The 25,498-nt window shown below is 64.7% G+C and carries 25 protein-coding genes and 1 CRISPR repeat array (1 of these 26 only partly in view); of the genes, 6 read left to right on the forward strand and 19 right to left on the reverse strand.

Annotated elements, in window-relative coordinates; translation table 11 throughout:
* Positions 1–45 precede the first annotated feature (45 nt).
* From GE253_RS09065 to GE253_RS09085, 5 genes are all read right to left on the reverse strand, one after another.
* Positions 46–321, reverse strand: coding sequence for a type II toxin-antitoxin system RelE/ParE family toxin (locus GE253_RS09065; protein WP_153203795.1), 276 nt, complete (start codon positions 319–321; stop codon positions 46–48).
* 48 nt (positions 322–369) lie between these two features.
* Positions 370–555: a stability determinant gene (locus GE253_RS09070; RefSeq protein ID WP_153203796.1), complete on the reverse strand. Its 186-nt coding sequence runs from the start codon at positions 553–555 to the stop codon at positions 370–372.
* A 118-nt stretch (positions 556–673) separates the two neighbouring features.
* The gene (gene pgi, locus GE253_RS09075; RefSeq protein ID WP_153203797.1) at positions 674–2,317 is read right to left on the reverse strand and encodes a glucose-6-phosphate isomerase; all 1,644 of its coding nucleotides are present in this window, start codon (positions 2,315–2,317) and stop codon (positions 674–676) included.
* A 187-nt stretch (positions 2,318–2,504) separates the two neighbouring features.
* Positions 2,505–3,053, reverse strand: coding sequence for a hypothetical protein (locus tag GE253_RS09080; protein ID WP_153203798.1), 549 nt, complete (start codon positions 3,051–3,053; stop codon positions 2,505–2,507).
* On the reverse strand, positions 3,050–3,676 hold the full coding sequence (locus tag GE253_RS09085; protein WP_153203799.1) for a hypothetical protein: 627 nt from the start codon (positions 3,674–3,676) through the stop codon (positions 3,050–3,052). The genes GE253_RS09080 and GE253_RS09085 overlap by 4 nt, the downstream gene beginning before the upstream one ends.
* Positions 3,677–4,090: 414 nt before the next feature.
* Here GE253_RS09085 and GE253_RS09090 point away from each other — a divergent pair, with 414 nt between their 5' ends.
* Positions 4,091–5,008, forward strand: a complete 918-nt coding sequence (locus GE253_RS09090; RefSeq protein WP_247878564.1) for a YicC/YloC family endoribonuclease — start codon at positions 4,091–4,093, stop codon at positions 5,006–5,008.
* Positions 5,009–5,177: 169 nt separating this feature from the next.
* The gene (gene gmk, locus GE253_RS09095; protein WP_153203800.1) at positions 5,178–5,846 is read left to right on the forward strand and encodes a guanylate kinase; all 669 of its coding nucleotides are present in this window, start codon (positions 5,178–5,180) and stop codon (positions 5,844–5,846) included.
* A gap of 220 nt (positions 5,847–6,066) precedes the next feature.
* Here the strand turns inward: gmk and GE253_RS09105 are convergent, their stop codons facing one another.
* The gene (locus GE253_RS09105; protein WP_153203802.1) at positions 6,067–6,831 is read right to left on the reverse strand and encodes a TlyA family RNA methyltransferase; all 765 of its coding nucleotides are present in this window, start codon (positions 6,829–6,831) and stop codon (positions 6,067–6,069) included.
* Between the two features lie 63 nt (positions 6,832–6,894).
* On the opposite strand from GE253_RS09105, the gene GE253_RS09110 reads away from it, so the two are divergent.
* Positions 6,895–7,032, forward strand: a complete 138-nt coding sequence (locus GE253_RS09110; protein ID WP_089287997.1) for an entericidin A/B family lipoprotein — start codon at positions 6,895–6,897, stop codon at positions 7,030–7,032.
* Positions 7,033–7,036: 4 nt separating this feature from the next.
* Here the strand turns inward: GE253_RS09110 and GE253_RS09115 are convergent, their stop codons facing one another.
* The 5 genes from GE253_RS09115 to GE253_RS09135 all read right to left on the reverse strand — a co-directional run bounded on the left by GE253_RS09115 (position 7,037) and on the right by GE253_RS09135 (position 11,298).
* Positions 7,037–7,759, reverse strand: coding sequence for a 16S rRNA pseudouridine(516) synthase (locus GE253_RS09115; RefSeq protein ID WP_153203803.1), 723 nt, complete (start codon positions 7,757–7,759; stop codon positions 7,037–7,039).
* A 161-nt stretch (positions 7,760–7,920) separates the two neighbouring features.
* Positions 7,921–8,622 (reverse strand): cell division ATP-binding protein FtsE, encoded by a 702-nt coding sequence (ftsE, locus tag GE253_RS09120; RefSeq protein WP_269910738.1) that lies wholly within the window; start codon positions 8,620–8,622, stop codon positions 7,921–7,923.
* Between the two features lie 194 nt (positions 8,623–8,816).
* Complete coding sequence (locus GE253_RS09125; protein WP_153203804.1) at positions 8,817–9,665, reverse strand: hypothetical protein; 849 nt, start codon at positions 9,663–9,665, stop codon at positions 8,817–8,819.
* Between the two features lie 167 nt (positions 9,666–9,832).
* On the reverse strand, positions 9,833–10,363 hold the full coding sequence (moaB, locus tag GE253_RS09130; protein ID WP_089288001.1) for a molybdenum cofactor biosynthesis protein B: 531 nt from the start codon (positions 10,361–10,363) through the stop codon (positions 9,833–9,835).
* A gap of 38 nt (positions 10,364–10,401) precedes the next feature.
* Entirely contained in the window at positions 10,402–11,298 is an 897-nt protein-coding gene (locus GE253_RS09135) for a 4-(cytidine 5'-diphospho)-2-C-methyl-D-erythritol kinase (protein ID WP_153203805.1), read from the reverse strand.
* A gap of 97 nt (positions 11,299–11,395) precedes the next feature.
* Between GE253_RS09135 and GE253_RS09140 the strand changes: the two genes are divergently transcribed.
* The 3 genes from GE253_RS09140 (at position 11,396) to xseA (ending at position 15,592) form a co-directional block, all read left to right on the forward strand.
* Positions 11,396–11,899: a hypothetical protein gene (locus GE253_RS09140; protein ID WP_153203806.1), complete on the forward strand. Its 504-nt coding sequence runs from the start codon at positions 11,396–11,398 to the stop codon at positions 11,897–11,899.
* 89 nt (positions 11,900–11,988) lie between these two features.
* Complete coding sequence (gene pepF / locus GE253_RS09145) at positions 11,989–13,899, forward strand: oligoendopeptidase F (protein ID WP_153203808.1); 1,911 nt, start codon at positions 11,989–11,991, stop codon at positions 13,897–13,899.
* A 97-nt stretch (positions 13,900–13,996) separates the two neighbouring features.
* Positions 13,997–15,592, forward strand: coding sequence for an exodeoxyribonuclease VII large subunit (gene xseA, locus GE253_RS09150; protein ID WP_153203809.1), 1,596 nt, complete (start codon positions 13,997–13,999; stop codon positions 15,590–15,592).
* Between the two features lie 70 nt (positions 15,593–15,662).
* Here the strand turns inward: xseA and GE253_RS09155 are convergent, their stop codons facing one another.
* From GE253_RS09155 to cas1e, 8 genes are all read right to left on the reverse strand, one after another.
* On the reverse strand, positions 15,663–16,427 hold the full coding sequence (locus GE253_RS09155) for a type I-E CRISPR-associated protein Cas6/Cse3/CasE (protein WP_153203810.1): 765 nt from the start codon (positions 16,425–16,427) through the stop codon (positions 15,663–15,665).
* Positions 16,424–17,185 carry a type I-E CRISPR-associated protein Cas5/CasD gene (gene cas5e / locus GE253_RS09160; RefSeq protein WP_153203811.1) on the reverse strand — a complete coding sequence of 254 codons (762 nt, stop codon included), beginning with the start codon at positions 17,183–17,185 and terminating at the stop codon, positions 16,424–16,426. Before cas5e ends, GE253_RS09155 begins: the two co-directional genes overlap by 4 nt.
* Positions 17,182–18,411: a type I-E CRISPR-associated protein Cas7/Cse4/CasC gene (gene cas7e / locus GE253_RS09165; protein ID WP_153203812.1), complete on the reverse strand. Its 1,230-nt coding sequence runs from the start codon at positions 18,409–18,411 to the stop codon at positions 17,182–17,184. Before cas7e ends, cas5e begins: the two co-directional genes overlap by 4 nt.
* Positions 18,408–18,971, reverse strand: a complete 564-nt coding sequence (gene casB, locus GE253_RS09170) for a type I-E CRISPR-associated protein Cse2/CasB (RefSeq protein ID WP_153203814.1) — start codon at positions 18,969–18,971, stop codon at positions 18,408–18,410. Before casB ends, cas7e begins: the two co-directional genes overlap by 4 nt.
* Entirely contained in the window at positions 18,968–20,542 is a 1,575-nt protein-coding gene (locus tag GE253_RS09175; protein ID WP_153203815.1) for a type I-E CRISPR-associated protein Cse1/CasA, read from the reverse strand. The genes casB and GE253_RS09175 overlap by 4 nt, the downstream gene beginning before the upstream one ends.
* 459 nt (positions 20,543–21,001) lie before the next feature.
* Entirely contained in the window at positions 21,002–23,722 is a 2,721-nt protein-coding gene (gene cas3 / locus GE253_RS09180) for a CRISPR-associated helicase Cas3' (protein WP_153203816.1), read from the reverse strand.
* The gene (cas2e, locus tag GE253_RS09185) at positions 23,722–24,069 is read right to left on the reverse strand and encodes a type I-E CRISPR-associated endoribonuclease Cas2e (protein ID WP_153203817.1); all 348 of its coding nucleotides are present in this window, start codon (positions 24,067–24,069) and stop codon (positions 23,722–23,724) included. Before cas2e ends, cas3 begins: the two co-directional genes overlap by 1 nt.
* Positions 24,070–24,092: 23 nt before the next feature.
* Complete coding sequence (gene cas1e, locus GE253_RS09190) at positions 24,093–24,959, reverse strand: type I-E CRISPR-associated endonuclease Cas1e (protein ID WP_153203818.1); 867 nt, start codon at positions 24,957–24,959, stop codon at positions 24,093–24,095.
* A 91-nt stretch (positions 24,960–25,050) separates the two neighbouring features.
* A CRISPR array of direct repeats spans positions 25,051–25,498; the repeat unit is 28 nt; unit sequence GGCTCCCCCACAGACGTGGGGATGGACC; it runs 617 nt beyond the window's last position.

Genomic DNA, 25,498 nt, shown 5'->3' on the forward strand with positions numbered 1-25,498 from the left:
ATAGGATGCTATATCAGGGGGTGGTGGGGCGGAAAGATGGCGTTCTCAGGGATATTCCTGACGCGCGTGCAAGATGGCCAGCACGTCGATACCGGATTCCAGCACCTGATAAACAACGATGTAATTTGGATGCGCTGTTATCTCTCTGGTTCCCTCCACCCGACCGGCACAAAAAAGCAGAGGATGAAATGACGCCTGCGTAAGTGCATCTTTTACACGAAACCCCAGACGACGGGTCGCCTTCGGATCACGCTGGGCAATATATTCGGTTATCCTTGCAAAATCATCCAATGCCGACTGACGCCACCGAATAGGCAGCATCAATGATATTCCCGAAACTAAAATGATAAATTATTTAAACTAAAAATATCAAATATTTCTGTTTTTCTGGATGCGATCAATAATGATATCCATTTGTCGCATTACAAGATCATGCGTCACAGGTGGGCGATGATCTTGCAAGGCGGCCGCAACCTTACCCCGAAACCAGCGATCATATTCTGCCGACTGCTCTGCAGTCTGAGGGGCAGGCGGACTGGACGCCATGGGTTTCATGATCAACCTCCTTCGCCGTGCCAGGACAGCGGCAATAGCCGCTATGTCAGCCCATAATATGGACGACATGGCGGCTATTGCCAAGCCGATCAGAAGCAGGAGCGGCTTTACCCGCCCCTCACCCCACCTTGCCGGCGTTCGCCACAGCGATCAAACCCTTGGTGCTGGCATCATGGGCCTTGGCGGCCTCGCCCTCCAGTTCAGGCAGGATCACCTTGGCCAGTTGCTTGCCCAGCTCCACGCCCCACTGGTCGAAGCTGTTGATGTTCCAGATGATGCCCTGCACGAACACCTTATGTTCGTACAGCGCGATCAGCATCCCCAGCCGGTACGGGTCCACCGCATCGACCAGAATGGTGTTGGTCGGGCGGTTGCCGGTGAAAATCTTGTGCGGCAGCAGGGCTTCCAAGGCGGCCCCCGCCTTGCCTTCCTTCACCAGCTCGGCCCGCACTTCATCGCCATTCTTGCCGCGCATCAGCGCTTCGGTCTGGGCAAAGGTGTTGGACATCAGCATGGCATGGTGGCGCCCCAGCGGGTTCTGTGACGTCACCGGCGCGATAAAGTCACAGGGGATCAGGTGGGTGCCCTGGTGGATCAGCTGATAGAAGGCGTGCTGGCCATTGGTGCCCGGCTCGCCGAAAATGATCGGGCCGGTGGTGTAATCCACCGGGTTGCCCTGGCGATCCACCGACTTGCCGTTGCTCTCCATATCCAACTGCTGCAGATAGGCTGGCAGGCGGGCCAGATACTGGTCATAGGGCAGCACGGCATGGGCCGACGCACCCCAGAAATTGCCGTACCACACCCCCAGCAGGCCCAGGATCACCGGCATGTTCTGTGCCAGCGGTGCCGTGCGGAAATGCTCATCCATGGCATGGGCGCCGGCCAGAAGCTCAGCGAACTTCTCCGGCCCCACCATCAGGGCGATGGGCAGGCCAATGGCCGACCACAGGCTGTAACGGCCACCGACCCAGTCCCAGAAACCGAACATATTGTCGGTATCGATACCGAACTTCGCCACTTCGCCGGCATTGGTCGACAGGGCCACGAAATGCTTGGCCACATCGGCCTCTGACCCGCCATTGGCCAGGAACCAGTCCCGCGCCGTATGGGCATTGGCCAGGGTTTCCTGGGTGGTGAAGGTCTTGGACGCGATGATGAACAGGGTGGTGGCCGGGTCCACCTTCTTCAACACATCGGCAATATGGGTGCCGTCGACGTTGGAGACGAAATGCGCCGCCAGATGCGGGTGATGCCAGGGGGTCAGCGCCTGCGTCACCATCACCGGGCCCAGATCGGACCCGCCAATGCCGATATTGACGATATCGGTGATGGGCTGGCCGTCAAAGCCGCGCCATTCGCCATCGCGCACCTTGTGGCAGAAGGCATACATCCGGGCCAGCACGCCCTGCACATCGGGCATTACATCCTGGCCATCCACCAGCACCGGCCGGTCGGCGCGGTTGCGGAGCGCCACATGCAGGACGGCACGATCCTCGGTGATGTTGATCTTCTCACCGGCATACATGGCATCGCGCATCCCCTCCAGATTCTGCTGACGGGCAAGCTCCAGCAGCAGGGACAGGGTGTCGTCGGTGACACGGTTCTTGGCGTAATCCAGCAACATGCCGTCAAACGCGATCTTGTACCGGTCGAACCGGCCCGCATCGGCGGCGAACAGGTCGCGCAGACTGGTGCCTTCCAGGGTGGCACGGTGGGCGGCAAGGGCCTGCCAGGCGGGGGATTGGGTAAGACGGGACATCGGATCACTTCTCCGGTGCTGCGGATGCAGGGGTTGCGGCCAGAGTGATAGCACGAAGAATGCCTTTCACAAGACATTCATGTAACGGTTCACCCCAAAAATCCGGTTATTTTGCAACATATGAAAAGAACCGGTCAGGATGCGGGATGAAATGCCAATTTAGAACCAATATCATACCAATTTCGACCTAGAAAGCCTCTGCGTCCCCCTGGAACGGCACCGGCTCGGAGACCCGATAGCCCTTGTCCTGGTTGAAGCGCATCCCGGCTTTGGCGCCGGCCATCTTCTCGCTGGCGGCCCAGACCATATAACGTCGGCCACTGCGCCAGGATTGTACCACCTCTTCCGGTGCCTTGCGGGCCAGATTGCTGAAATCCGGGTGCGAGATGGTCAGCATGAAGGCTTGGTCGCCCAGGTTTTTTCGCTCATCAAACACATAGATTTGCGAATCATTGCCCTTCTCCTGTCGGGCGGCGGTCTCCCCATCTTCGATCATCTCTTGCAGCATCGCCAATTCACGGTGCTGCTGCATCTCCTCCCGCCGCAGGCCCAGCGTCACTACGGCCTTTTCCCGCATCACCCTGCGGGCATGTTGCACCCGCGTCAGCATGGCCCCCTCCATGGCGCGGGCGCGGCGCAGGCGCTTGGAAATACCGCTGATGATCTGAAGCACCACCACCCCCCCGGCCAGCAGGCCGAACCAGATGGGCAGCGTATTGAACAGGGAACTGATCATACGATTCCGCCACTTTCGACCACAACCTTCATTTCCGCCTCCTGCAGGGGGGTCAAATCATCCGCATCGCTCTGCGGCTCTGTAATTTCGGAAATGAAGAAGCCTGTTGCCGGGGGATAGGTGCGCTCCGCCAATGCCTTGGCATCACCGATGGTGGGCGCCCAGATCACCACCTGCTGGGTACGGGCCCAACTGCGGGACAGGAACGGATGTTCCTTCTGATCCAGTTGGGCCCGCTGCACATGGCGATTGACGACATAGGCGATGAACTTGCGGGCCGGACGCTCGGCCCGCAGAAACGCTTCTTCCTCCCCGATCACCCGCATCAGTTGCGAACGGGCGATCTTCAGATCGTTCAGGCGCTTGTTGATCATATAATGGCGCCGGCGGGCTGATTTCACCTGCGCATCCAGGCGCACCAGACGCGGCAACATCGCTTCCCGCCGCTGCTCAAACCGCTGTGCGCCGATGATATAGCGGTTCAGCTTCTCATCCAGTCCCTGCCCCTCGAAACGCCGACGCAGCGACGCTTCGACCGAATGGGCAACTGCCAGGCCGATTACATAGGACATGCCGCCAACGATAAGGAAAACGATAGCGGCTTCGACAAGTTTCTCGATCATTCATCGCAGCCGAAAGCGGCGGGCAACAGCAGCCCGGACGACAATAACCATAAACTGCTTTGCACCTGCGGAAAAGGTCGCTGCCAAATAAGAAGAACCCGCCGTCCCACGGGCAAGCGGGACGGCGGGCCAGTCAATGCGGCGTCGGGCGGGGGAAAGAGGGGTGGGGGCACCCGCCCGGCAATTCCGGGGAAAATACCCCGGTCAGGAAAATCTGCCCGCACCCTTGCCACGCCGCTGTGACAGGCATCACCATATCGGGGGATTTTCCTCTCCCTATCGACGCTCGGCCAGAAGCCTTGTCCACACATACTCTGACGACAGCGGCGGCCATCCCTTGTTGGCGCCGGGCAAGGGCGATATAAACCGCGGCACTCTTTTGTTTTCCCTTATCCCCGCGCCCAAGGGTTCCGCATGAACGCCCAAACCCCCCGCAACAGCGCCAAGGGTGCTGTCACCAGCATGACCGGATTTGCCCGCGCCGATGGCGCGGGGGCCCGTGTCCAATGGGTGGTGGAGGCGCGCAGCGTCAACGGCAAGGGCCGTGACCTGCGCTGCCGCCTGCCCCAGGGCCTGGATGGCTTGGAACCCGCCATCCGCGCGGCGGTAGAGGCGCGCATCACCCGTGGCAATGTCAATGTCGCGCTCAACCTGACTCGCATGGAAACCACCGGCGCCTTGCGCATCAACCGCGACCTGCTGGCCCAGGTGCTGGAACTGGCCCGTGACATTGCCGGCCCGGATGCCCCGCCGCCGTCCATCGACACGCTGCTGTCGGTGCGTGGCGTGATCGATAGCGGGGAGGCGCAGGAGACGGAGGAGGAGCGCACCGCCCTGGAAAAATCCATCGCTGCCACGGTGACGGTCGCCATCGACCGGCTGGTCACCGCCCGGACGGCGGAAGGGGTGCATCTGGCCGCCGTGCTGATGGGCCATCTGGCGGAGATCGAACGGCTGACCGATGCCGCCGCCGCCACAGCCTGTTTGCAGCCCGAAGCCCTGCGCGGCCGCCTGCGCCAGCAGATTGCCGCCCTGCTGGATGCCGTGCCGGCCCTGGCGGAGGAACGGCTGGCCCAGGAGGCCGCCTTGCTGATCGCCAAGGCCGATGTGCGGGAAGAGTTGGACCGGCTGCGCGCCCATATCGCCCAGGCCCGCGCCATGCTGGCCGATGGCGGCGCCATTGGCCGCCGGCTGGATTTCCTCTGCCAGGAATTCAACCGGGAGGCCAACACGCTCTGTTCCAAATCCGCCGACGTGGATCTGACCCGCATCGGCATGGACCTGAAAGCCGTGATCGAACAGTTCCGTGAGCAGGTGCAGAATATTGAGTGAGGGTTTCGTCAGCCCCGCCCGACGTTACCTGGCGCCCACCTCTCCTGTCACCCCGGCGCAGGCCGGGGTCCAGTATCGTAGAGCACGGCGCTTGTGACCTGGACCCCGGCCTGCGCCGGGGTGACGGTTGCAGACAATTTACCCCCCCAACCAAAGGCCCCCTTCTCCCATGTCCACCCCGTCCGCCGCCCCCGTCACTGCCCGTTCCCAGGTTCGCCGCCGGGGCTTGATGCTGGTGCTATCCTCCCCCTCCGGTGCCGGCAAATCCACCATTTCCAAGCGGATGCTGGCGCTGGATGCCAACCTGTCCATGTCGGTTTCCGTCACCACCCGCCCGATGCGGCCAGGGGAAGTGAACGGCAAGGATTATTACTTCCTCGACAAGGCCGAGTTTGAAGCGCGGGTGGCGCGTGGGGAGCTGCTGGAACATGCCCAGGTCTTCACCAACTATTACGGCACGCCCAAAGGCCCGGTGGAAGATGCCCTGCGGGCCGGGCGCGATGTGCTGTTCGATATTGATTGGCAGGGCACCCAGCAGCTCAGCGAATCCGCCGGGGATGATCTGGTCCGCGTCTTCATCCTGCCGCCCAGTGCGGCGGAACTGGAACGCCGGCTGACCAACCGGGGCCAGGATACGGCCGACGTGATCGCCCACCGCATGGCCAAGGCCAATGACGAGATGAGCCATTGGTCCGAATATGATTATGTGATCGTGAACGAGGATGTGGAGGTCAGCGTGGCCGCCGTGCAGGCCATCCTGACCGCCGAACGGTTGAAGCGCCGCCGTCAGGTGGGCCTGACGGAATTCGTCCGGGCGCTTCAGGTGGGCCAGGGCTGAAAGCTACAGATGACCCGTTAGGCACGCCTGAAAATCTCTGTCTCGCTCTTTCACGCTGACCTTTGTCGCGCGATCTTTCCATTCCCCCACCGTCACCCCGGCGAAGGCCGGGGTCCAGGTTCGTAGAGCAAAGCGCTTGTCATTCTGGACCCCGGCCTTCGCCGGGGTGACGGTGAGGATGCAATAAAACTCTGATAATAAATAAAAACCTATCAGCCGGTCACTCAACCGCCGCGCACCCCTCCCGCCGGCCGCCAATCAGGAATTCCTTGTTCCCCTCCGGCCCGGTGATCGGGCTTTCGGCGATGCCCAGCACGGTCCAGCCGGGCTGGGCGGCCAGCCAGGCGCTGATCCGGTCGCAGACTTCCTGATGCAGTTCCGGTTCGCGCACCACCCCGCCCTTGCCCACGCGGCCCTTGCCCACCTCAAACTGCGGTTTGATCAGGGCGACCAGAAAGGAACCGGGCCGCGTCAGCGCCATGGCCGCCGGCAGCACGGTTTCCAGCCCGATGAAGCTGGCATCGCAGACCACGATATCCAGCGGATCGGCCACCTGCGCGGCGGTCAGATGGCGGGCGTTGGTTTTCTCCATCACCACCACGCGGGCATCCTCGCGCAGCTTCCAGGCCAATTGGCCATGGCCGACATCGACGGCATAGACCTTGGTGGCGCCGCGGGTCAGCAGCACATCGGTGAAGCCGCCGGTGGAGGCGCCGACATCCATGGCCACCATGCCGGTGGGATCGATGCCGAACTGGTCCAGCCCCTTCACCAGTTTCAGCCCGCCCCGGCTGACCCAGGGATGGTCCTGGCCCTTGACATGCAGCGCCTGATCTTCGGGCACCTGATCGCCGGCCTTGTCGATGCGGCGCGTATCGGCATAGACCAGCCCGGCCAGGATCAGGGCCTGGGCTTTGGACCGGCTTTCGGCCAATCCGCGATCAACCAAAGCCTGATCGACCCTCACTTTTGGCACTTTGGACATAGGCTTGGACTTCGTGGTAATCATTCTGCCACAGGAATAGTCTTATCGAGCTGGATAAGCCACATGAAGCGCGTCATTCTCTTCGCATCTCTGACCATCGCCGCCCTTTCCCTTTCCGGCTGCAATACCGTGGAAGGCGTGGGCAAGGACATCAAAAGCGCCGGCAAGGCCATCGAAAGTGGCGCCAACGGGGCGAAATAAGCGGCTAAGCCGTCGCTGACGCGGTCGGGGTGGCGAAGATTGCCGCCACCTCCGCCGCCGTCAGTTCCCGCCATTCCCCCTCTGCCAGATCGCCCAGAACCAGCCCGCCGACGGCGTGGCGGTGCAGGCTTTCCACATGGTTGCCGACAGCGGCGAACATGCGGCGAATCTGGTGGTAACGCCCCTCCTGAATGGTCAACCGCGCCCGCTTTTCCCCCAACACCTCCAGCATGGCCGGCAGCAGGGGCGTCTTTTCCGATTTCAGCATCAGCGTGCCGCTGGCAAACACCGCTGCCTCCTCCCCCGTCAGCGGGCGGGCCAGTTCCGCCTCATAGACTTTAGGCACATTGGCCTTAGGCGAGATGATGCGGTGCAGTAGCTGGCCGTCATCGGTCAGCAGCAACAGGCCCGTCGTATCCCGGTCCAGCCGGCCGACGGGGGCCATGATCGGGTTGCGATATTCAAACCGCTCCGGCAACAATTCATAGACGACGCGGCCCGGATCGCTGGTGGAACAAGTGTAGCCGGCCGGCTTGTGCAGCATCAGTACCGTGCCCTGCGGCGGGTCCAGCGGTTCATCATCAATCAGGATGTCGCCATGGTCGGCCTTGTCATCGGCGGCCAGTGCGGTGCCGTCGCGCCGGGTGACACGGCCCTCCCGCAACAGCATTTTCACATCGCGCTGGCTGCCATAGCCCAGATTGGCGATCAGCCGGACGAGACGCATAGGGGTATTCCTTGGGGATGGTGATGGTAAACATCGCCGCTCTCTCCACCGTCACCCCGGCGAAGGCCGGGGTCCAGGGGCCACAAGCGCTTTGCTCTACGATACTGGACCCCGGCCGCAGCATGGGTGACGGTGGTATCTGGCAGACATGGCGCGCGCCCTCAAACCGGGGCCGGCTCCAGCGCCTCACCGGGTTTCAGCCACCAGGAGGCCTCGGCCAGCTTGCCTTCAAACAGTTCCAGCATCGGGCGCTTCATGCGGTCGATCAGGCCCCAATCATGGGTGGCCACCACCACCGTGGTGCCCTGCTTGTTCAGTTCGATGAACAGCCGCATGATTTTCAGCGACATGTCGCGGTCGATATTGCCGGTCGGCTCGTCCGCGACAATCAGTTGCGGGCTGTTGATCACAGCGCGGGCCACCGCGACCAACTGTTTCTGACCGCCCGACAGGGTGGGCGGCAGGGCGTGCAGCTTGTCGGCCAGCCCGACCCAGGCCAGCAGGTCGCCCACCCCTTCGCGCACATGTTTTTCGTCATGCCCGGCAATGCGCAGCGGCAGCGCTACATTGTCGAACACGGTCATATGGTCCAGCAGGCGGAAATCCTGGAACACCACGCCGATGCGGCGACGCAGGTCCGGCAGCTTGGCGCGCGGTACCTTGGAAAGCTGTTCGCCAAACAGGGTGATCAACCCGCGCGACGGGCGTTCCGACAGGTATAACAGCTTCAACAGGCTGGATTTGCCGGCCCCGGTGGGGCCGGTCAGGAACTGGAATGAACCGGGGGCCAGCTCAAAACTCAGGTCGCGCAACACCTCCGGCCCATTGCCGTAGCGCAATCCCACATTCTCGAAACGGACCACCCGGCACGCTCCCTTGCTTCAACCCTGCTGAACAGCCACCCTTGTTGAAGGCATGGCCTTCGACAAGGGTGGAGGCTGGCGACCGCCAGCCCGCGCACCCATGTGCGCGCAAGCCAAGCCCGCGGAGGCGGGCGCCCGGCGCCTGAGGGAACAAGAAGTCCTGTTTGATCGGTTCCGATCAAACAGGACCGATATCAAACGCAGCCGGCGCCGACTGCTTCAACCGGCGTGCCGGCATGGACGCTTTCGCGCACCGGCACCAGCCCCACCCGTTCAAACGAAGCCAGCGTCTCGTCGGCCCAGGCCTTCAGGTCGGTCAGGCCGCCATGGCCGGTCCAGACATCAATGCCGAAGCGCTTTTCCAGATCGTTCTCGGTCAGCTTCAGCGCATCGCGGACGGAAATCAGCTCGCGTTCCAGCAGGTTCCAGATGTCGCTTTCGCAGCGCTTCATGGTGACGATATGCACGCCCATGTTCTGGAATGCCTTCAACCGCTTGAAGGCGCTGTCATTTTCATAGGCGCCGAAGCCGCCCGCCACCTCGTTCAGCACAACATAGCGGCGGCCGATGGGCAGCCACTCATTCTTGTCGAAGCTGTACTGGATCAAGGCGCGCGCATCTTCGATCGCCTGACCCTCGGCCTTGGTGGTCACCACCAGATCGATGGGCGGGGAATTGCGGCGGCGCAGCAGGGAGCCGGCGTTGCGCGCCTCCGACCAGGCGAACAGTTCGGCGGCCACATTGGCGCCGACATCGATGATATAGCCGCCTTCCAGCACGGTGCGGCCGAACTCATCCCAATATTTGATGGCCAGATTCGGGTCGGTCGAGCTTTTCACCTTGGTCAGGTCTTCGCCGATTCCCAGTTCCTTCACATGGTGGAACAGGCGGCCGAACTTGGACCGGTTGTTCAGGCTGTCGCTATCCGCGGCGGCGAGCTTGACCGGGACGCCCTTCTGCTCGTGCTGCAGCACAAGCAGTTGCGCCGTCAGGGTCTTGCCCTGACCGCCCGTCTTCGCCATCGAGATGAAGGTCCGCGTCATTCCAGTAATCTCCTGCGCCCAGCCTTGATCTTGTTGCGGATCGCACCCCGGTTCCGGTCCCCCTGGCGGGGTGCGGCCCGCGAGCGCGGAATCGTTACCCGTTTTCAGCGGCCCCTTCAATGGCGGTGGCCGTCGCTTGCCCGTTTTTGCCACAGCTACTCCCGCTTTCACACTTCCGTCAGGCGCGGCATCAGCTCCACAAGGTTGCAGGGACGATGCCGATTGTCCAACTGCCATTTCAAAATCAGGTCCCAGCCATCGCGGCAGGCGCTGGGGCTGCCCGGCAGGGCAAACAGATAGGTGCCGCCGGCCAGCCCGCCGGTGGCACGCGATTGCAGGGCAGAGGTGCCGATCTTCTCAAAAGACAGCCAGCGGAACATCTCGCCAAACCCGTCAATCTTCTTCTCAAACAGGCTTTCAAAGGCCTCCGGCGTCACGTCGCGGCCGGTCAGGCCGGTGCCGCCGGTGGAGATGACGACATCGATCTGCGGATCGGCGATCCAGCGGCGCAGCTGGTCAACAATGGCGCGCACATCGTCGCGCACGATGGCGCGGTCGGCCAGATTATGCCCATCAGCCGTCAGCCGCTCCGCCAGCGTGTCGCCGGATTTATCGGTCGTCAGGTCGCGCGTGTCCGACACGGTCAGCACGGCGATATTCACGGGCAGGAAGGGGCGGCTTTCATCGATACGGGCCATGGCGGCACCTCCGGTCAAACGGGCAGACAGGGGCAGGATCAGGCTTCCACCCGCTCCACATCAGAAACATCATTCACCAGCCCCGCCGCCTGCACCCACCAGTGCGGGCGGGCGCGGGTGATCAGCTGGGCGGCCAGCATGGCCGTTTCCGCGTCAGCATAAAGCCCGAAGCAGGTGGCCCCGCTGCCTGACATGCGGGCCAGCAGGCTGCCCGGCGTGGCGTCCAATGCTGCCAACACCTCCGCCACCGCCGGGCACAGGCTTTGCGCGGCCAGCGTCAGGTCGTTGCGGCGCTGCTGCAGCGCGCGGGCCAGTTCAACCACATCATCGGGCATCGGGTCCAGCCGGTCGGCATTGGAATAGGCCCCGGTACGGGCGCCGAACACCTTGGCCGTATGCAGCCCGGCGCCGGGATTGACCAGCACCACCCAGGCTTCCGGCAAATCGGGTGCCGGGGTCAGCAGCGTGCCGGTCTCCGCGAAATAGGCGGTGCGCCCGGCCAGACAGACCGGCACATCGGCCCCCAGTTTCGGCGCCACCGCCGCCAGGGCCGGATGATCCGCAGGCAATTCCCACAGAGCCGCCAGGGCGCGCAGGGCGGCGGCGGCATCGGCCGACCCGCCGCCAATGCCGGACGCCACCGGCAGGTTTTTCACCAGCGTCACCGCCACATCGGGGGCCCGGCCCAGTTCCGCCGCCAGCGCCTTCACCGCCTTTGCCACCAGATTGCTGTCCGTATCCTCCATCAACAAAGGCAGGGCGAACGGCCCCTGAATGGACAGGCTGAAATAGGCAGATGGGGCCACTTCCACCATGTCATGTGCGCTGGCAAAGGCCACCAGACTGTCCAGCCGGTGATAGCCATCGGCGTTACGCCCCAGCACATGGAGATAGAGATTAAGCTTCGCGGCGGCGGCGGCACGGATCAACGGCATGGCGGGCGGACCCATCGAATGGCTGTTGCAAACTGTTTACTTGGTACTTCCAATAAGGCGCGATATCCAGGATTGTCACCACACGGGATGATACGCCATGGACCTGAAGCCTTTCATTCCCTATCTCGCCATCGGTCTGGCCATTTTATTGCTGGCCCGCCGCACCCGCAGCGCGCGCCGGGTGCGCGGCTGGGCCATTTTGCTGGTGCTGGGCCTGTTGAGCCTTGCCATCGGCTTTTATGTCTATGGCCATATCATGGTCGGCCCCCATGTCAGCGGCCTGGGCGGGCTGGCGATTGTCGCAGCCCTGCTGGCCGGCATCGGCTGCGGCCTCTATGCCGCCCGGCATATCCACCTGTTCCGCGATCCGGAAACCGGTCAGCCCATGTCACGGCTGACTGTCACCGGCCTGCTGTTCATCGTCGCTCTGGTGGTGGTGAAACAGGGGGCGCGGCATCTGGGGCTGGAAAGCCCGGATGAACATGGCTTCGGCCTGCTGTCGGACAGCCTGTTCGCGCTGGCCATGGGCACCGTCTTCACCCGCCAGATTCTCTTGCTGCGCCGGGCCAAGGCCCTGCCCCCGCACGGCGCCACCGCCTGACATCACCCGAAACCATAAGGGGCTGCGGCAAACGCGGCCCCGCTTTTCGTTCAGCCCTTCCTGCCGACAACCAGAAAAAGAGCAATCCCATGCACAGTCACACCCGTTTGCAGACCCGTCTGGCCGGGGCCGCCGCCATTGCCCTGTTTGCGGCATGTGCCCCCCTCAGCTTCGCCCAGGCCCAGCAGGCCCCTGCCGCCGCCGCTGCGGCCAAGGTGGATGAACGCTATGTCTGGGATTTGACGACGCTCTATAAGGACCGCGCCGCCTGGGACGCAGAGCGCAAGGCCATTGCCGCCGAACTGCCGTCGCTGGCGGCGCTGCAGGGCACGCTGGGCAAGGATGCCGCCAGCCTGCGCACCGCCCTGGACAAGCTGTCCGCCATCCGGCTGCGCATGAACCGGCTGTCGGTCTATATGTCCACCCAGTTCAGCACCGATGCCCGCGATCAGGCCGCCCAAGAGGGCAGCAATCTGGTGCGCCAGTTGGGCGCCGATATCGGTGCCGCCACCGCCTGGATGGACCCGGAAATCCAGGAACTGGGGGCCGACAAGGTGGAGGCCTTCATCAAGGCCGACAAGGGGCTGGAAAAGCACGCCTTTGGCCTGCGCGACACGCTGCGCATGAAGGCCCACACGCTGGGCCATGAGACGGAGGCCGCCTTGGCTGCCGTGGGCCCTGCCATGTACAATGCCGGCTCCACCTATCAGCTGCTCACCAGCTCCGATATTGACTGGCCCAGCGTCACCCTGCCTGACGGGTCGAAGGTGAAGGTCAATCAGGTGGGCTATTCCAAGCTGCGGGAAAACCCCGACCGGGCCGTGCGCAAGCTGGCCTTTGACACGTTCTGGGGCAAGTTCGGCCAATATACCAATACCGATGGCAGCCTGCTGTCCAACCGCATCCAGGCCGGCGTGGCCATGGCCAAGCTGCGCCATTATCCCAGTGCTGTCGCCGCCTCCCTGGCCGCCAACGATATCCCGGAAAGCGTCTATCGCACCCTGGTGGCAGAGGCAAACAAGGGTCTGCCGACCCTGCACCGCTATCTGAAGATCCGGCAGAAGATGCTGAACCTGCCCGATCTGCATTATTACGACATCTATCCGCCCATCGTGGCGCTGGACCGCAAATTCCCGATTGAAGAGGCCAAGAGCCTGACCCTGGCCGCCACCAAGCCGCTGGGCAAGGAATATGCCCGCAATCTGGAAGAGGCGCTGAAGGGCCGCTGGATGCATGTCTACCCGTCTGACACCAAGCGCCCCGGCGCCTATCAGACCGGTGTTTACGGTGTGCATCCGTTCGTGTTCCTGAACCATCAGGACACGTTCGACAGCGTGTCGACCTTCGCCCATGAATGGGGCCATGGGATGCATACCAAGCTGGCCGATGCGGCCCAGCCCTATGAAACCTCCGACTATTCCCTGTTCGTGGCAGAGGTTGCCTCCATCACCAACGAAGTGCTGCTGGCCGACTACATGCAGGGCCGGGCCAAGACGCGGGAAGAAAAGCTGTTCTTCCTAGGCCATGAGCTGGACAGCATCCGCAGCACCTTCTTCCGCCAAACCATGTTCGCCGAATTCGAACTGGCCACGCATGACGCCATGGAACGTGGGGAAGCCCTGTCAGGCCGCAAGATGAACGAGATCTATTGCGACTTGCTGAAGCGCTATCACGGCGACAAGGAAGGGGTGATGAAGATCGACCCGGCCTATTGTGCCGAATGGCAGATGGTGAACCATTTCTACCGTCCTTTCTATGTCTACCAGTACGCCACCTCCATGGCGGCGGCGGCCTATTTCGGCGAACAGATCGGCAAGGGCGGGGAGAAGGAGCGGGATCGTTACCTGTCGGTGCTGAAGGCCGGCGGTTCGCAATATCCCTATCAGTTGCTGAAGCAGGCAGGCGTGGATCTGGCCACGCCTGTGCCCTATCAGGCCCTGATCCGTCGCATGGACAAGATCATGGATGAGGTTGAGAAGCTGCTGGCGGAAAAGAAGTAACAGGGTTCCACAAGCCCCCGCCGGTGCTTTTGCCGGCGGGGGTAAGTGTCTTCCCCCTTGGCCCGGTGCCGCCCAGCCGGCTATCATCCCGGCCATCATGAGCGATTTCCTCCCCGATCCCCCCCGCCCCGGCAGCAACCTGCCCGAACTTTCCGTCAGCGACCTGTCGCGCGCCCTGAAGCGCACGGTGGAGGAAGCGTTCGGCTATGTCCGGGTGCGGGGTGAGATCAGCCAGCCCAAGCGCCACACCTCCGGCCATCTCTATCTGCGGCTGAAGGATGATGCGGCGGTGATCGAGGCCGTCTGCTGGAAGGGTGTGGTGGCCCGGCTGGCCATCCGCCCGGAAGAGGGGATGGAGGTCATTTGCACCGGCAAGCTGACGACATATCCCGGCCGCAGCCAATATCAGCTTGTCATCGACAGCATGGAACTGGCGGGCGAAGGCGCCCTGCTGAAAATGCTGGAGGAGCGCAAGCGCCGGCTGGCCGCCGAAGGCCTGTTCGCGCCGGAACGCAAGAAGCCCCTGCCCTTCCTGCCGCGCACCATCGGCGTCATCACCAGCCCGACCGGCGCCGTCATCCGCGACATTCTGCACCGGCTGGCCGACCGGTTCCCCCGTCATGTCCTGCTCTGGCCCGTGGCCGTGCAGGGCGAAGGGGCGGCGGCCCAGGTGGCCCGCGCCATCCAGGGCTTCAACAGCCTGGAGGCCGGGGGCCGCGTGCCCCGGCCCGATCTGCTGATCGTGGCGCGCGGGGGCGGCAGCCTGGAAGATTTGATGGCCTTTAACGAGGAAATCGTGGTGCGGGCGGCCGCCGCCAGCCAGATTCCGCTGATTTCCGCCGTGGGTCATGAAACCGATACCACCCTGATCGATTTCGCCGCCGACCGCCGCGCCCCCACCCCCACGGCTGCCGCCGAAATGGCCGTACCGGTGCGCAGCGAATTGCTGGCCCAGGTGCTGGATGACAGCCGGCGCCTGCATGGTTGCATGACCCGTGCGCTGGAATTGCGCCGCCAGCATGTGGCCGGTCTGGCGCGGGGTCTGGGCGATCCGCAGGCCCTGCTGGAGGGGCTGGTGCAGCGGCTGGATGACCGGGCCGAACGGCTGGAACTGGCCATGCGCGGCGGGCTGGAACGCCGGGGTGTGGCCGTGCGCCAACTGGCCCTGAAGCTGCGCCACCCGCGCGACGTGCTGCAGATGGCGCGGCTGCGGCTGGAAACCGGCGGGCGCGGGTTGCGCGCCGGGCTGGCCACGGCCACACGGCTGGCCGATAGCCGCTATCAGACCCTGTCACAGCGGCTGAATCTGGATTATCTGCGCCGCGATCTGGGCAAGGGGGCTGACCGGCTGGCCGACCTGCCGCCCCGGCTGGACCGCGCCTATGCCGCCCGACTGCGCGCAGCCGGGGACAAGCTGGCCAGCCTGTCGCAATTGCTGGAAAGCTATTCTTATCGCGGGGTGCTGGCGCGCGGATTCGCCCTGGTCACCGATGGAGATGGCACCCCGGTGACCAGGGCAGACGCAACCCATCCCGGCATGGCGGTGGATATCGCCTTTGCCGATGGCAAGGTGGCGGCCTTGATCGGCGATGACGGTACAATGCCGCCGCCGGCCGACCGGGAGCCGGACAATGGCCCGACGCCGCGGAAACGGTCAGCCCGCAAGGCCGTCGATCAGGGTACCCTGTTCTGAGCCCTGCTGAATCGCTGATCGCAAACCATGTCCAACGCGCCTTGACCGCAACCGGTCAAGGCGCGTTGGTTCAAGGGCGTAACAGCAACATGCCAAAGCCGAAGGCGCGGTGCCGCCCGATACCATGGGCCAAACTCTCCAACAATTGTTGGCTGTTTGTCACCCGAAACCGCCCGGCATAGAGCGCGTCCGGCTTGCGAAAGCTCCTCAGCGGGCGGCTTGCCCCCACCGGCGCAGCCGCACGGCGGGACAGGCTGACATGGCGCAGCCCTTCCAGCCGCAGTTCCAGAAGCTCCACCCCGTTCAGCCGGTTGGTCACCCATTGCTGATAAACCGTTTCACGAACCGGTTCCGCTATTTCGGGGCTGCCTTTGGCCTTCCATTGGTCCAGGGCCGCCAGGAAAGCATCCAGCTCCGCGCCTGGATTCTTCTCTTGCGCCCCGCGTGCCAGACGCATGGTCGGACAGACCCGGACCTGGAAGCCCAGCACCAGCCCTTCCGGCAGGCTGGCCGGCATGGTCTTTTCAGCCGCCCCCGTCCAGTCTACCGCCGCATGGGCCAACGGTTGGGCGGTCAGGGCCGCCGCTGCCTGCAAACTGGCCAGCGGAACGGTGCTGTAGGCCAGCAGGTCCACCGCCCCCGGGTGATGTGGTCGGGGCTGCAGTACGAAGGGCTTGGGCGCCTGCGACCCGAACAGGGCCGACAGCAGGGCATGGGCGACATAGCCGCCATCGCCGTCGCTGATATCGCCCCCCAACCCATGGGCAAGCGCAAAGGCCGTCACCCGCCGCCCATCCAGCGGCAATTGCAGCATATAAAGGGGCTGTCCCGTCATGCCGCCCCCTGTGCGCCGATCGGGCCGCGATGCACCAGCCGTTCGCCGCCATGGATCTGGTTGCGCCAGTCGCGCCGGTCCACCAATCGGGCCTCTTCCCGCTGGAAAGCTTCCCCACCCGCCTCATCCGCCGGCCATTCGGCCCAGGCGCGGGCCACCGGTGCCGGCGCCCCCGCTTGATGCGGCTGGGCGGGCAGGCCAGCCGCCAGCAGGGCTTGTGCCGCCTGGAACAGGTCAGGTGCCGCCGTCACCTCCACCCCGATAAAGCCCGCCGGCAGGCAGTGCTTGCGCCCGATGAACAAGGGCCGGGCTGGCTGGCGCAAGGCTGACAGCAGGTCGCGCACCGTCGGTGCCTCGTCGGCCGGGGTCAGGTGCAGCAGCACCAGCACCGCCGTTTCCACGCGATAATCGCGCAGGCGGATATGGGTGCCGCGCGTAGCGGCGCCGCTGCCCTTATCCTCCCGCCGGCCCCGCGTGGTCCAGCCGGTGCCGTTCATGAAGACTTGGCCCAGATCCACCGTCTGGTAATCGGTCAGCGTTTCGCCATCTGCCGGGATTTCCAGGCAGAGCGGGCGCAGCCGCGCCTGCAACCGGTCCAGAGCAGCCGCATCGCCATGTGACAGGCCCAGCGCATTGCCCAGCAGGCCGGTCAGCGCCGACAGGCCGGGAAACCGTTCCGTCGGCCCGATCTCATCAATCACCGGGGCACCGAAGGACATCATCGGCGCCTGCAGGTGCATGACCAGGATATCGATCATGACGGCTTGCCCCCCAGGGCTGCCAGCACCTGCCCGGTCAGGTCGGCCAGCCCGGTCAGATGCGTGGCTGACAGGCCCGGCACATCATCCAGGCTGGCAATCAGCCGCTGTTCGCCCGGCCCATACATGCCATCAAACCGGTTGAGGTATCCGGCCAATTGTTCATTGGCCCTGGCCGCCAGATCGTCCCCGGCAGCCACCCGCACCGGCTTCAAGAACGCATTGGCCAGGGTGCGCGGCTGCCGGTCGCCCAGTTCCACCAGCACCGTATGGGCATAGGCGTAGGGCGCGGTGGAACCCAGCTTGGCACCGGGGGAGACGGACGCGATCAGCCGGATCAGCCGTTCCACCACACCGGTGGCCAGCGTGCGGTCAGCCTTTTCCCAATCGGCAACGGCACAGCCTTCCAGGTTGGAGACCAGCAGCGGCAGATCAATGACGACATAGCCATAGAACAGACCGCTGGTCAGTTCGCTGTCGCCCATCATGCCGCTGCCCAGTTCCCCCGCCGCCTTTTCCAGATCATCAACGGCGGTGAAGAATTCGGGCTCGCTCTCCTCCCCATGCACGGTGAAGCTGTGGGCGACATGCACGGCGGCATCGCCACGCGCCAGAATGTCCGACGTCACCATGCGCCCGAACAGGGCGGCATCCAGCCCGGCCGCCAGCCGCAGCGCCTTCAGGTTGGCCAGCGTTTCCTTGTCCTTGAACAGGGCTTCCACCGCCTTGCGCGCCTCCTTGGCCGTCGTAGCGGCCGTCAGCAGGGTACGGGCCTGGGACAGGATGAACTCGACCTCCGGCCGGCCCAGCACCAGCACCTGACCGGTTTTCAAATCCGCCAGCAGATCGCGTTCATTCTCGGCGTCCTTGTCCTTGCCCTTGGCCTTTTCTGCCTTGGCCTTGGCGCTTTCGCCCAGCAGCACGGCCTGGAACGCCTCCACCACCGCCAGGATGGCCTCTTCGGCAAAGCCCTCTTCCCGCAGCGGCTGGGCCACCTGTTGCACGAAGGTCTGGCGGGAGCGGACGGACATCGGCGCGCCCAGCCCTTCCAGCGACCAGTCCCCCACCGCCGTGCGCCAATGCCGCTTCAAACATTGCGAGGAAACGCGGGTGCGGTTGACCCCGCCAAAGGGCAGGCGCTTGGCCCGGCCCACATCATCCCGGTTCAACAGGGCGGCGGCATAGGGGGTCAGGGTGTGGATTTGCAGGAAACGGGGAAGCGTCATGCTTCTTCTCCACGGGCAACAGGGGTATCGGCGCCCGGCTTCTTGCCGGCGGCCAGGAAATAGGGGCGGGCCAGGCGGATCGCCTGGGCCTCTGCCCAATCGGGGTTGCGGCTGGCGCGCGCCAGGACCAGGGCAGCCAGATCAGCCCAGTCAAAGGCCAGCGCCTTGGATGCTGACCAGCGGGCCAGGGTGCGAATTTCCGTCGCCAGCCCCTCCCCTTCCGCCCGCAACAGGCGGATGAAGCGGCCTTCGGGATAGGCTTCGTCGGCCAGCACCCGGCCGGGTGGCAGCTTGGGTCGGTGCCCGTCTGGTGCCATCAGGGCCATGGCTTGGATGATGATGGCCCAGGCTTTTTCCTGCTTGTCCGGCAGCGGTTCCGCCCCGAATTCATCCGTCAGCAATTTCCAGAAGATCGGCGGCGGTATTCCCAGCGGGTCCATGCGGCGCAACTGCGCCATACCGACGGTTCCCTGCCGCTCCTTGCTCAGTTTTCCCGCCAGCGCGCCCACAATCTGCCCGATGGTGCGCACGGGTTTGGTCTCCTTTTCGGCCATACTCATGCCGCTTCCTCCGTCTCGGGCGTTGCGCGCGCCGGCAAGGGCAGGTTCTTGTTCATGCTGCTGCGGTAAAGTGCCTGGGCCAGCACCAGGCTGCGTTCCCGCCGGGCAGACGGCACCGGCAGGCGGCGACAACCACGCTGGAACGCCGTTGCCGAGAGATCATGCAGGCGTTGGCGCCAAGCGGTATCGGCGGCAAGGCGCGCCTCGTCTGTTTCCGCCCCCAAGATCTGCCAGAGATGGGTGAAGAAAATCCCGTCGATCTCCCCGTCCAGGGCCACCAACGTGGCCTGGGCGCTCCTGTCCTCAAAGTCGATTTTCTCCGGCGCGCCTTGCACCAGACAGAGCAGGCCGTTCTTCACCGCCTTGATGCTGATCTTGGCCTCATCCACCATGCGCTTGGCCAGTTCATGCGCCTTCTCGCGCTCTTCTTCCCTGGCGATGCGCTGCATGATGCGCGGGTTCACCGGCAGAACCCGGTCATGCAATCCTTCCGTCTTGCCCTGACCGCGCACCAGGGCAGACAGATGCACCAGCATGTCCGGCGAGTCATCCCGGAAGGGCAGCAGCGACGGCGGCAGGTCAAACTTGGCCTTGTCGAACAACAGGTCGGCCACCCGGTCATAACGGAAGCCCTCCCCGGACACGGTATAGGCCCCGCCGGTGCCGCGATTCACCGGAATCCAGGGGTCACCCACCAGCCCCTTGCGCTCCTTGGCCTCCACGCGGGTGCCTTCACTGGGCCGCCCCAGGGCAGACAAGGTACCAGCACCATCAGCGCACAGGCGCACCCGGCGGCAGACCTCAATAAAGCAAGGGTCCAGGGATGGCACCGGCAGCCCCTCATCCCCATCCCAGGGCAGCAGCCAGAGCAGGCGATGGGCGTCGGGCCCGGCGGCGTAATCATCCGCATGGCGGGCCAGCAGCAGGCGGCGCTGCCGCAGCGCCACCGCCACCCCACGCCGGAACCGGGCCCCCCAGCGCATGGAGGGCACCAGTTCCACCAACGGCCGGCTACCAAAGCCGCCATTCATCCGGGCAATGCCGAAATTACCTCGACCCAGGAACCCCTGGCTGGTCTGCAGGCTGACCAGGGCATAGAGCCAGTGATGCGGCTGCGCCGTCCCGATGCGGGCCTGTTTCACATCATGGTTCTTGGCGGTGATCAGCACGTCGATGGCATCCGGCGTGCCCCCCAAAGGCTGCATCCGCGCCCAGGCCGCCGCCTCCAGGATGGGCGGCTGCAACAGGGCCGGTTGCCGATGGTCGGCCACCAGCAGCGACCAGGCCGTTTCCTCCGCCCCCGGCGTCAGCGCCAGCAGCAGGCGGCGCCATTCATCGGCATCGCCATCGGCGGGGATGCCGGCCTGTTCATCCGCCGCCAGGGCCAGCGCCGCCAACTGTACCAGAAACAGGAACCAGGGCTGACGCTGATGCGCCAGCAACCCGTCAAACCCCTCGACCTGATCCACTGCCAGCAGGGCCAGCAGGTCGGGGAGGGTTATATTTTCCGATTTGCCATTTTGGGAGACAGGAAGCAGAGGCGAACGCAGCACATTATATGCAAGTCGCACCTAGTCACTCCATGATCAATTTTAAATAGCACAAGACAAGCAGGGGGCGTGCAGGCGCCCGCCTCGCGCTAAGCGCCTGCAGCAAATTCTTGCGAGCCGTCAGGCATTTGAATATGATCTTGTCAGGAAGATTATCGCAATCATCCTTAACGCCTCCCTTCAGCTTTAGCGGGTTGGGGTAGCGGGTGAGGTGTGGAGTACCAGTCCACACCTCACGATCTCAAAAAATTTTACCTGTGTCCAGATAATTTAATCGAGCCGCTTCGACATACCGAGTTAGGAGCGGATTATCGACAACTGGCCTTCCGCTCGTTACGGCGGCTTAGAATGAGGTGCCGAAATAGCCCTTCAAATCTCCGAGTGTTCGGAGGAGCCTCTATCGAGCCGGTGCGACAGACCGAGGGTCGATCCCACATTGGGTGGGAAGGGTTCACATATAACTCTAAACACTGCGAGAATCTACGTCCTCAAGCCAAAACGATCATACAATAGAATGCTGCTCTCCACCCGCACCCGCAGCCCCTCCGCCATCGCCTCCACCGCCGGCATCGCCTCCAGCGGCACGCCGCGCAGCAGGTGAGCGGGGATGGTCAGGGCGGTGACGGGGTGGCCGAAGGCACCCATCGTACCGGCATCCAGCTCTACCCGCCGGTCACGGTCGCCCAGCCGGGTTGTCACCTCTGTTGCGGCCTCGCCCTCCTGCTCCAGCTTGGCGGCATCCCATTCCTGCCAATTCAGCCTCACCTGATCGGCAAGCTGCTGCTCGGCGGCACTTTTTCCCCAGATATGGTTGTAATGCTGGCTCCACAGGCCCGCCGTCCCCCCATCCAGCCGCCGGGCCAGGGCCAGCAGAGCGTCGGGATGGGTGATGTTTTCCACCAACGCGCGGTTCATCGTCGGTATCTGCCAGACCGGATTTTCCGCCAGCGCCTCTGCCGTGGCGGCCAGGGCCAGCAGGTTGCGGTAAACCGTGCCCACCCCGCTGCCGGCCCCCCGTTTCGGCTTGCCATCGCGCTGTATCCCGTCGGCCAGGGCGGCAGCGCCCGGCGACAGGATCAGGGCGCGCGGGTGGGTGAAACCCTCGGGTCGGTTGTTGCGCCAGCGGTGCCGGTGCAGCCGGCCCAGCCGCTGCAACAGCACGTCCGCCGGGCACAGGTCGGTGATCAACAGATCGGCATCAATATCCAGGCTCTGTTCCGCGGTCTGGGTGGTGACGGCGATACAGCCTTTCTCACTGCGCCCGCCCCCGAACGCCTTTTGCAGCGCCTCATCCAGCCGCTGCCTGTCCTCTGCCGCGAAGCGGGCATGGTGTGGGGCCGGGCGGCCCTCCACCTGGAACAACCAATCCCGGTTCGGGCACAGGCCTTCCAGCAGCAGCTGGGTTGCCGCCGCATCACGCACTGTGTTGCGCATGATCAGCACATGCGCCCCGGCCTCTGCGGCGCTGATGGCCCGGCGCACCAGAGCTTCCAGCGCCGCCGGGTTATGCCGTTCCAGGCTGATCTCCCGCGCCGGCAGGGTCGCATCCCGCGCCAGGGGCACCACACCCGCCGCCCCCAGCAGGCAGGGATAGGGCACCTCACAGGCAGCCGCCAGATCTGGCCGTTTGGTGTTGGTCAGTTTCGCCCGTGCCACGGCCCCCAGCGTGGCGGACATCAACAGGGTGAAGCCCCCGGCGGCGCGGTGCTGATCCAGCATGTTGCATAAAAGAGCATTCGTGTACGTTTCGGATGCGTGACATTCGTCGACCACCAGCAATTGCCGCAGCATGGCGGCCGACCGCAGCGGGGCATGGCGCACCTGCAGCCCGCCCAGCAGCAACTGGTCGATGGTGCCCACCATCACCGGCCCGGCCAGATAGCGGCTGCTGTGCGCCGCTGCCCAGCGCCGGTCATCCAGCCGGCCTGCGTCACCATCCGGCCAGGCGATGCGGTGGCCGGGCAGACGCACCCCATCATCGCCATCCACCCGCAAATAGCCCGGCACGGCCAGCCCGACCGGCGGGGCGACCTGTTCCCCCAGGGCGGCCTGCAGCGCATCGCGGATGCGGGCATGGATCTGCACGGCGGAAGCGCGGGTGGGCAGGGCGAAATACATCCCATCCACCCTGCCCGCCCGCAGCAGGGCCAGGAACAGGGCGATGGCAGCCTCTGTCTTGCCGCTGCCGGTTTCCGCCTCTGCCACCAGGGTAGCACCGGGGCGCAGGCCCGCCACGTCCAGCCCCAGCATGGCTTGCTGCAACGGGCGGGGCTGCCAGGATTGGGCCGCCGCATCCGGGAACAGCCCGGCAAAGCCCCAGGGCAGGGCGGCGGCCCCCGCCTGACGCAGGCTGGCATCCAGATGCCGGGCGCGCAGCATCGCCGCAGCCTGCCCCGTCGACCAGCCAAAACGGTCATCGCCCCAGCCCGCCAGCTCCGCCAGCCCCATCAGGGGAAACGCGGCAGTGTCGGACCCCAGCCAGTCCGCCCACACCATCAACCCGGCCAGCGCATAGGTGAAGCGGGCGGTGATGGTCAGAGCCTCCCCCACATCACCGGCGAAGGCCAGCGGGAACCAGCGGCGCACCCGCGCCGACAGGTCGGCCAATGCTGTCAGCGGGTCATAGCCGCCCGTCGCCGCCCAATCCTGTTCCGCCGGCTCCGCCGCTTCCGTCAGCGCGCCATGGTGGGCCAGAATGGCGCTCAGCACCATGTGCAATGGTTCGTTGTCGTAATAACGATCAGGGTCGAGGTCAGGGTCTGGCTGAAACCAGCCGCCCACCGTGGCGAGGTCAAGTGACCGCCGCACAATTCCCTGCCGTTGCCGCTTGGCCGCATTCCGTGCAGCATTCCAGTTCAACATCGACCAGAGCGGGCCGATATGCCCGCCCCCGGCGGTCTTGTCGCCCCGGATGCGGCGCTGGAACCGCACCGTGACCTTGCCGGCATCATGCAGGGCGGCCAGCACCGACAGCCGGTCGCATTCCTGGTCGGTCAGATCATCCCGCCCGGCCAGCCGCGCCAGCCGCCCCCGCACGCCGGCCAGCCGCAGCAGGGCGCGGAAACTGGCGGCCACATCGGCGCAATGGTCGGCCAATGTCAGGGCCAGCGGCCCCTTGTCGCCCGCCAAGTCCGCCTTGGCCAGCGCCAGGGCGGCGGGCACATCCGCCAAGGGGGCGGAAGGGGAAAAGCGACCGTCCATCAATGCCCCGCCATCGTCGCCGTCGCCACTGCAACCGCATCCGGGGCAGCCCCCGCCCGCAGCCGGGCCAGATACAGCCCGTCATAATCCACCAGTTCGCGCGCCGGGGTGCCCAGAAACTCCATCCCCAGCCCGCCGGGGGCGCTGCGATCCTGCCAGACCAGCACGATGCTGCCCTCCCCCAGCTCCCCATGCCATTCCGCCATCACCCGCCAGATGCGGCCGCGCACGCCGGCGGTCAATGCCGGGGAGACATACAGGCCGGGGGCCAGTTCCAGCATCACCGAGGCCAGGAAGCCCCGGAACCGGTCCGGCACATCGCGTGTCACCAGCAGGGTCATGGGCATGGGTGTGGCGGCCTTTCTGCCCGTCAGGCGGCATCGAACAGGGTTTTGATGCGGTCGATCATGCCGGGGATCAGCCCCTGATCCCGAAAGGCCCGCCCGGCGATGCGGCGCACCTGCCGTTCCAGTGGCACGGTCGGGTCTTTCTCCGCCGCCTTCACCGCCTGAAAGGCAATGGGCAGGGTCATCTGGTCCCGGTACAGGTCGGCAATGTCCAGGGTGAAGGCGTTGGCCGAATCCTCATGGATGAAGCCCAGTTGCGGTACGGCAGAGGTCGCCGCCACGGCAATGGCCGCCGCTGCCTCCACCGCTGTGGCCGCATGGTTGATGGCCTGATTGGCGGCATCGGCGGCATTAGGGTTGGCCCGGTCATAGCGCCTTCCGTCCCATTGAATGCCATGACGTTTGGCCAGCAGCCGATAGGTTTCCTTCATCCTGGCACCCTCTATCCCGCGCAGCACGGTGATATCCTGGTGCGGCAGCACCTCCCCCAGCCGCCAGGCATAAAGCCGGCGGGCGATGGACAGGCGCGCCCCCTCCGCATCGGCCCACACACGGGCCTGCCGCCGGGCAATCTGGCTGTCATCGGCCCCCAGGGGCGGGGCGGTATAGGCCCGCACCCCATCATCCCCCACAGCGGCCAGCCCGGTGCCATGGCGCGCCATCAGGCGCAGCACATCATGGCTGACCGTGCTGCCCGGCCCCAGCAGGATCAGGCTGATGCCCTGAAAGGGAATGTCATAAAGCCCGGCCGGCATATCCGGCCCGCCCGCAGCCGCAAAGCGCAGACAGCCATTTTCCACGGTGAGGCCCCCACGCGAAAGCCAGATCAAGCCATGGCGGTCAGCATGGGGCACCCGCGCCGTCTCCAGCCCCAACCGCCCTTTCAGCATGATTTCCCTCTCGCAATAGGGGATATGTTGAGATAATATTCTGGGGGAAAATCTTGGACAAGTGAATAATTTCAGGTATATCAAGCCTAGAGGCTCCCCCACAGACGTGGGGATGGACCATCAGCACGGGTGGCCTGGGTGCTGGCCAACGTGGCTCCCCCACAGACGTGGGGATGGACCCAGCCTGCGTGAGAATGCCGGCGCACTGGTGCAGGCTCCCCCACAGACGTGGGGATGGACCCGTGGCGCTTGGCAAGCTGAATGGTACGGTTGAGGCTCCCCCACAGACGTGGGGATGGACCCTCCATCCACAGGCGGGGCCGGCCATCCGGCCCGGCTCCCCCACAGACGTGGGGATGGACCTGATGACACGCCCGCCCCGCGTTCTGGTGCGCTGGCTCCCCCACAGACGTGGGGATGGACCTGCCGGGACGTTGCTGGGGGTATTCCCCTTGGCGGCTCCCCCACAGACGTGGGGATGGACCTTGCTCGTACAGGGCCGCCCAGGAAATTGGCTGGGCTCCCCCACAGACGTGGGG

It is taken from the genome of Niveispirillum sp. SYP-B3756, from assembly GCF_009495745.1.
Lineage (GTDB): Bacteria > Pseudomonadota > Alphaproteobacteria > Azospirillales > Azospirillaceae > Niveispirillum.

What these genes read in the sequence shown, in the direction of transcription:
- GE253_RS09080 (WP_153203798.1), bottom strand. Translation starts at nt 3,053, where the DNA reads ATGATCAGTTCCCTGTTCAATACGCTGCCCATCTGGTTCGGCCTGCTG.
- GE253_RS09125 (WP_153203804.1), bottom strand. Translation starts at nt 9,665, where the DNA reads ATGACGCGGACCTTCATCTCGATGGCGAAGACGGGCGGTCAGGGCAAG.
- GE253_RS09105 (WP_153203802.1), bottom strand. Translation starts at nt 6,831, where the DNA reads ATGTCCAAAGTGCCAAAAGTGAGGGTCGATCAGGCTTTGGTTGATCGC.
- cas5e (WP_153203811.1), bottom strand. Translation starts at nt 17,185, where the DNA reads ATGATCGATATCCTGGTCATGCACCTGCAGGCGCCGATGATGTCCTTC.
- GE253_RS09155 (WP_153203810.1), bottom strand. Translation starts at nt 16,427, where the DNA reads ATGACGGGACAGCCCCTTTATATGCTGCAATTGCCGCTGGATGGGCGG.
- GE253_RS09140 (WP_153203806.1), top strand. Translation starts at nt 11,396, where the DNA reads ATGGACCTGAAGCCTTTCATTCCCTATCTCGCCATCGGTCTGGCCATT.
- cas2e (WP_153203817.1), bottom strand. Translation starts at nt 24,069, where the DNA reads ATGCCCATGACCCTGCTGGTGACACGCGATGTGCCGGACCGGTTCCGG.
- GE253_RS09090 (WP_247878564.1), top strand. Translation starts at nt 4,091, where the DNA reads ATGAACGCCCAAACCCCCCGCAACAGCGCCAAGGGTGCTGTCACCAGC.
- cas3 (WP_153203816.1), bottom strand. Translation starts at nt 23,722, where the DNA reads ATGGACGGTCGCTTTTCCCCTTCCGCCCCCTTGGCGGATGTGCCCGCC.
- GE253_RS09065 (WP_153203795.1), bottom strand. Translation starts at nt 321, where the DNA reads ATGCTGCCTATTCGGTGGCGTCAGTCGGCATTGGATGATTTTGCAAGG.
- moaB (WP_089288001.1), bottom strand. Translation starts at nt 10,363, where the DNA reads ATGGCCCGTATCGATGAAAGCCGCCCCTTCCTGCCCGTGAATATCGCC.
- cas1e (WP_153203818.1), bottom strand. Translation starts at nt 24,959, where the DNA reads ATGCTGAAAGGGCGGTTGGGGCTGGAGACGGCGCGGGTGCCCCATGCT.
- GE253_RS09115 (WP_153203803.1), bottom strand. Translation starts at nt 7,759, where the DNA reads ATGCGTCTCGTCCGGCTGATCGCCAATCTGGGCTATGGCAGCCAGCGC.
- casB (WP_153203814.1), bottom strand. Translation starts at nt 18,971, where the DNA reads ATGAGTATGGCCGAAAAGGAGACCAAACCCGTGCGCACCATCGGGCAG.
- pgi (WP_153203797.1), bottom strand. Translation starts at nt 2,317, where the DNA reads ATGTCCCGTCTTACCCAATCCCCCGCCTGGCAGGCCCTTGCCGCCCAC.
- cas7e (WP_153203812.1), bottom strand. Translation starts at nt 18,411, where the DNA reads ATGACGCTTCCCCGTTTCCTGCAAATCCACACCCTGACCCCCTATGCC.
- GE253_RS09070 (WP_153203796.1), bottom strand. Translation starts at nt 555, where the DNA reads ATGAAACCCATGGCGTCCAGTCCGCCTGCCCCTCAGACTGCAGAGCAG.
- GE253_RS09085 (WP_153203799.1), bottom strand. Translation starts at nt 3,676, where the DNA reads ATGATCGAGAAACTTGTCGAAGCCGCTATCGTTTTCCTTATCGTTGGC.
- pepF (WP_153203808.1), top strand. Translation starts at nt 11,989, where the DNA reads ATGCACAGTCACACCCGTTTGCAGACCCGTCTGGCCGGGGCCGCCGCC.
- gmk (WP_153203800.1), top strand. Translation starts at nt 5,178, where the DNA reads ATGTCCACCCCGTCCGCCGCCCCCGTCACTGCCCGTTCCCAGGTTCGC.
- GE253_RS09135 (WP_153203805.1), bottom strand. Translation starts at nt 11,298, where the DNA reads ATGCCGTTGATCCGTGCCGCCGCCGCCGCGAAGCTTAATCTCTATCTC.
- GE253_RS09110 (WP_089287997.1), top strand. Translation starts at nt 6,895, where the DNA reads ATGAAGCGCGTCATTCTCTTCGCATCTCTGACCATCGCCGCCCTTTCC.
- xseA (WP_153203809.1), top strand. Translation starts at nt 13,997, where the DNA reads ATGAGCGATTTCCTCCCCGATCCCCCCCGCCCCGGCAGCAACCTGCCC.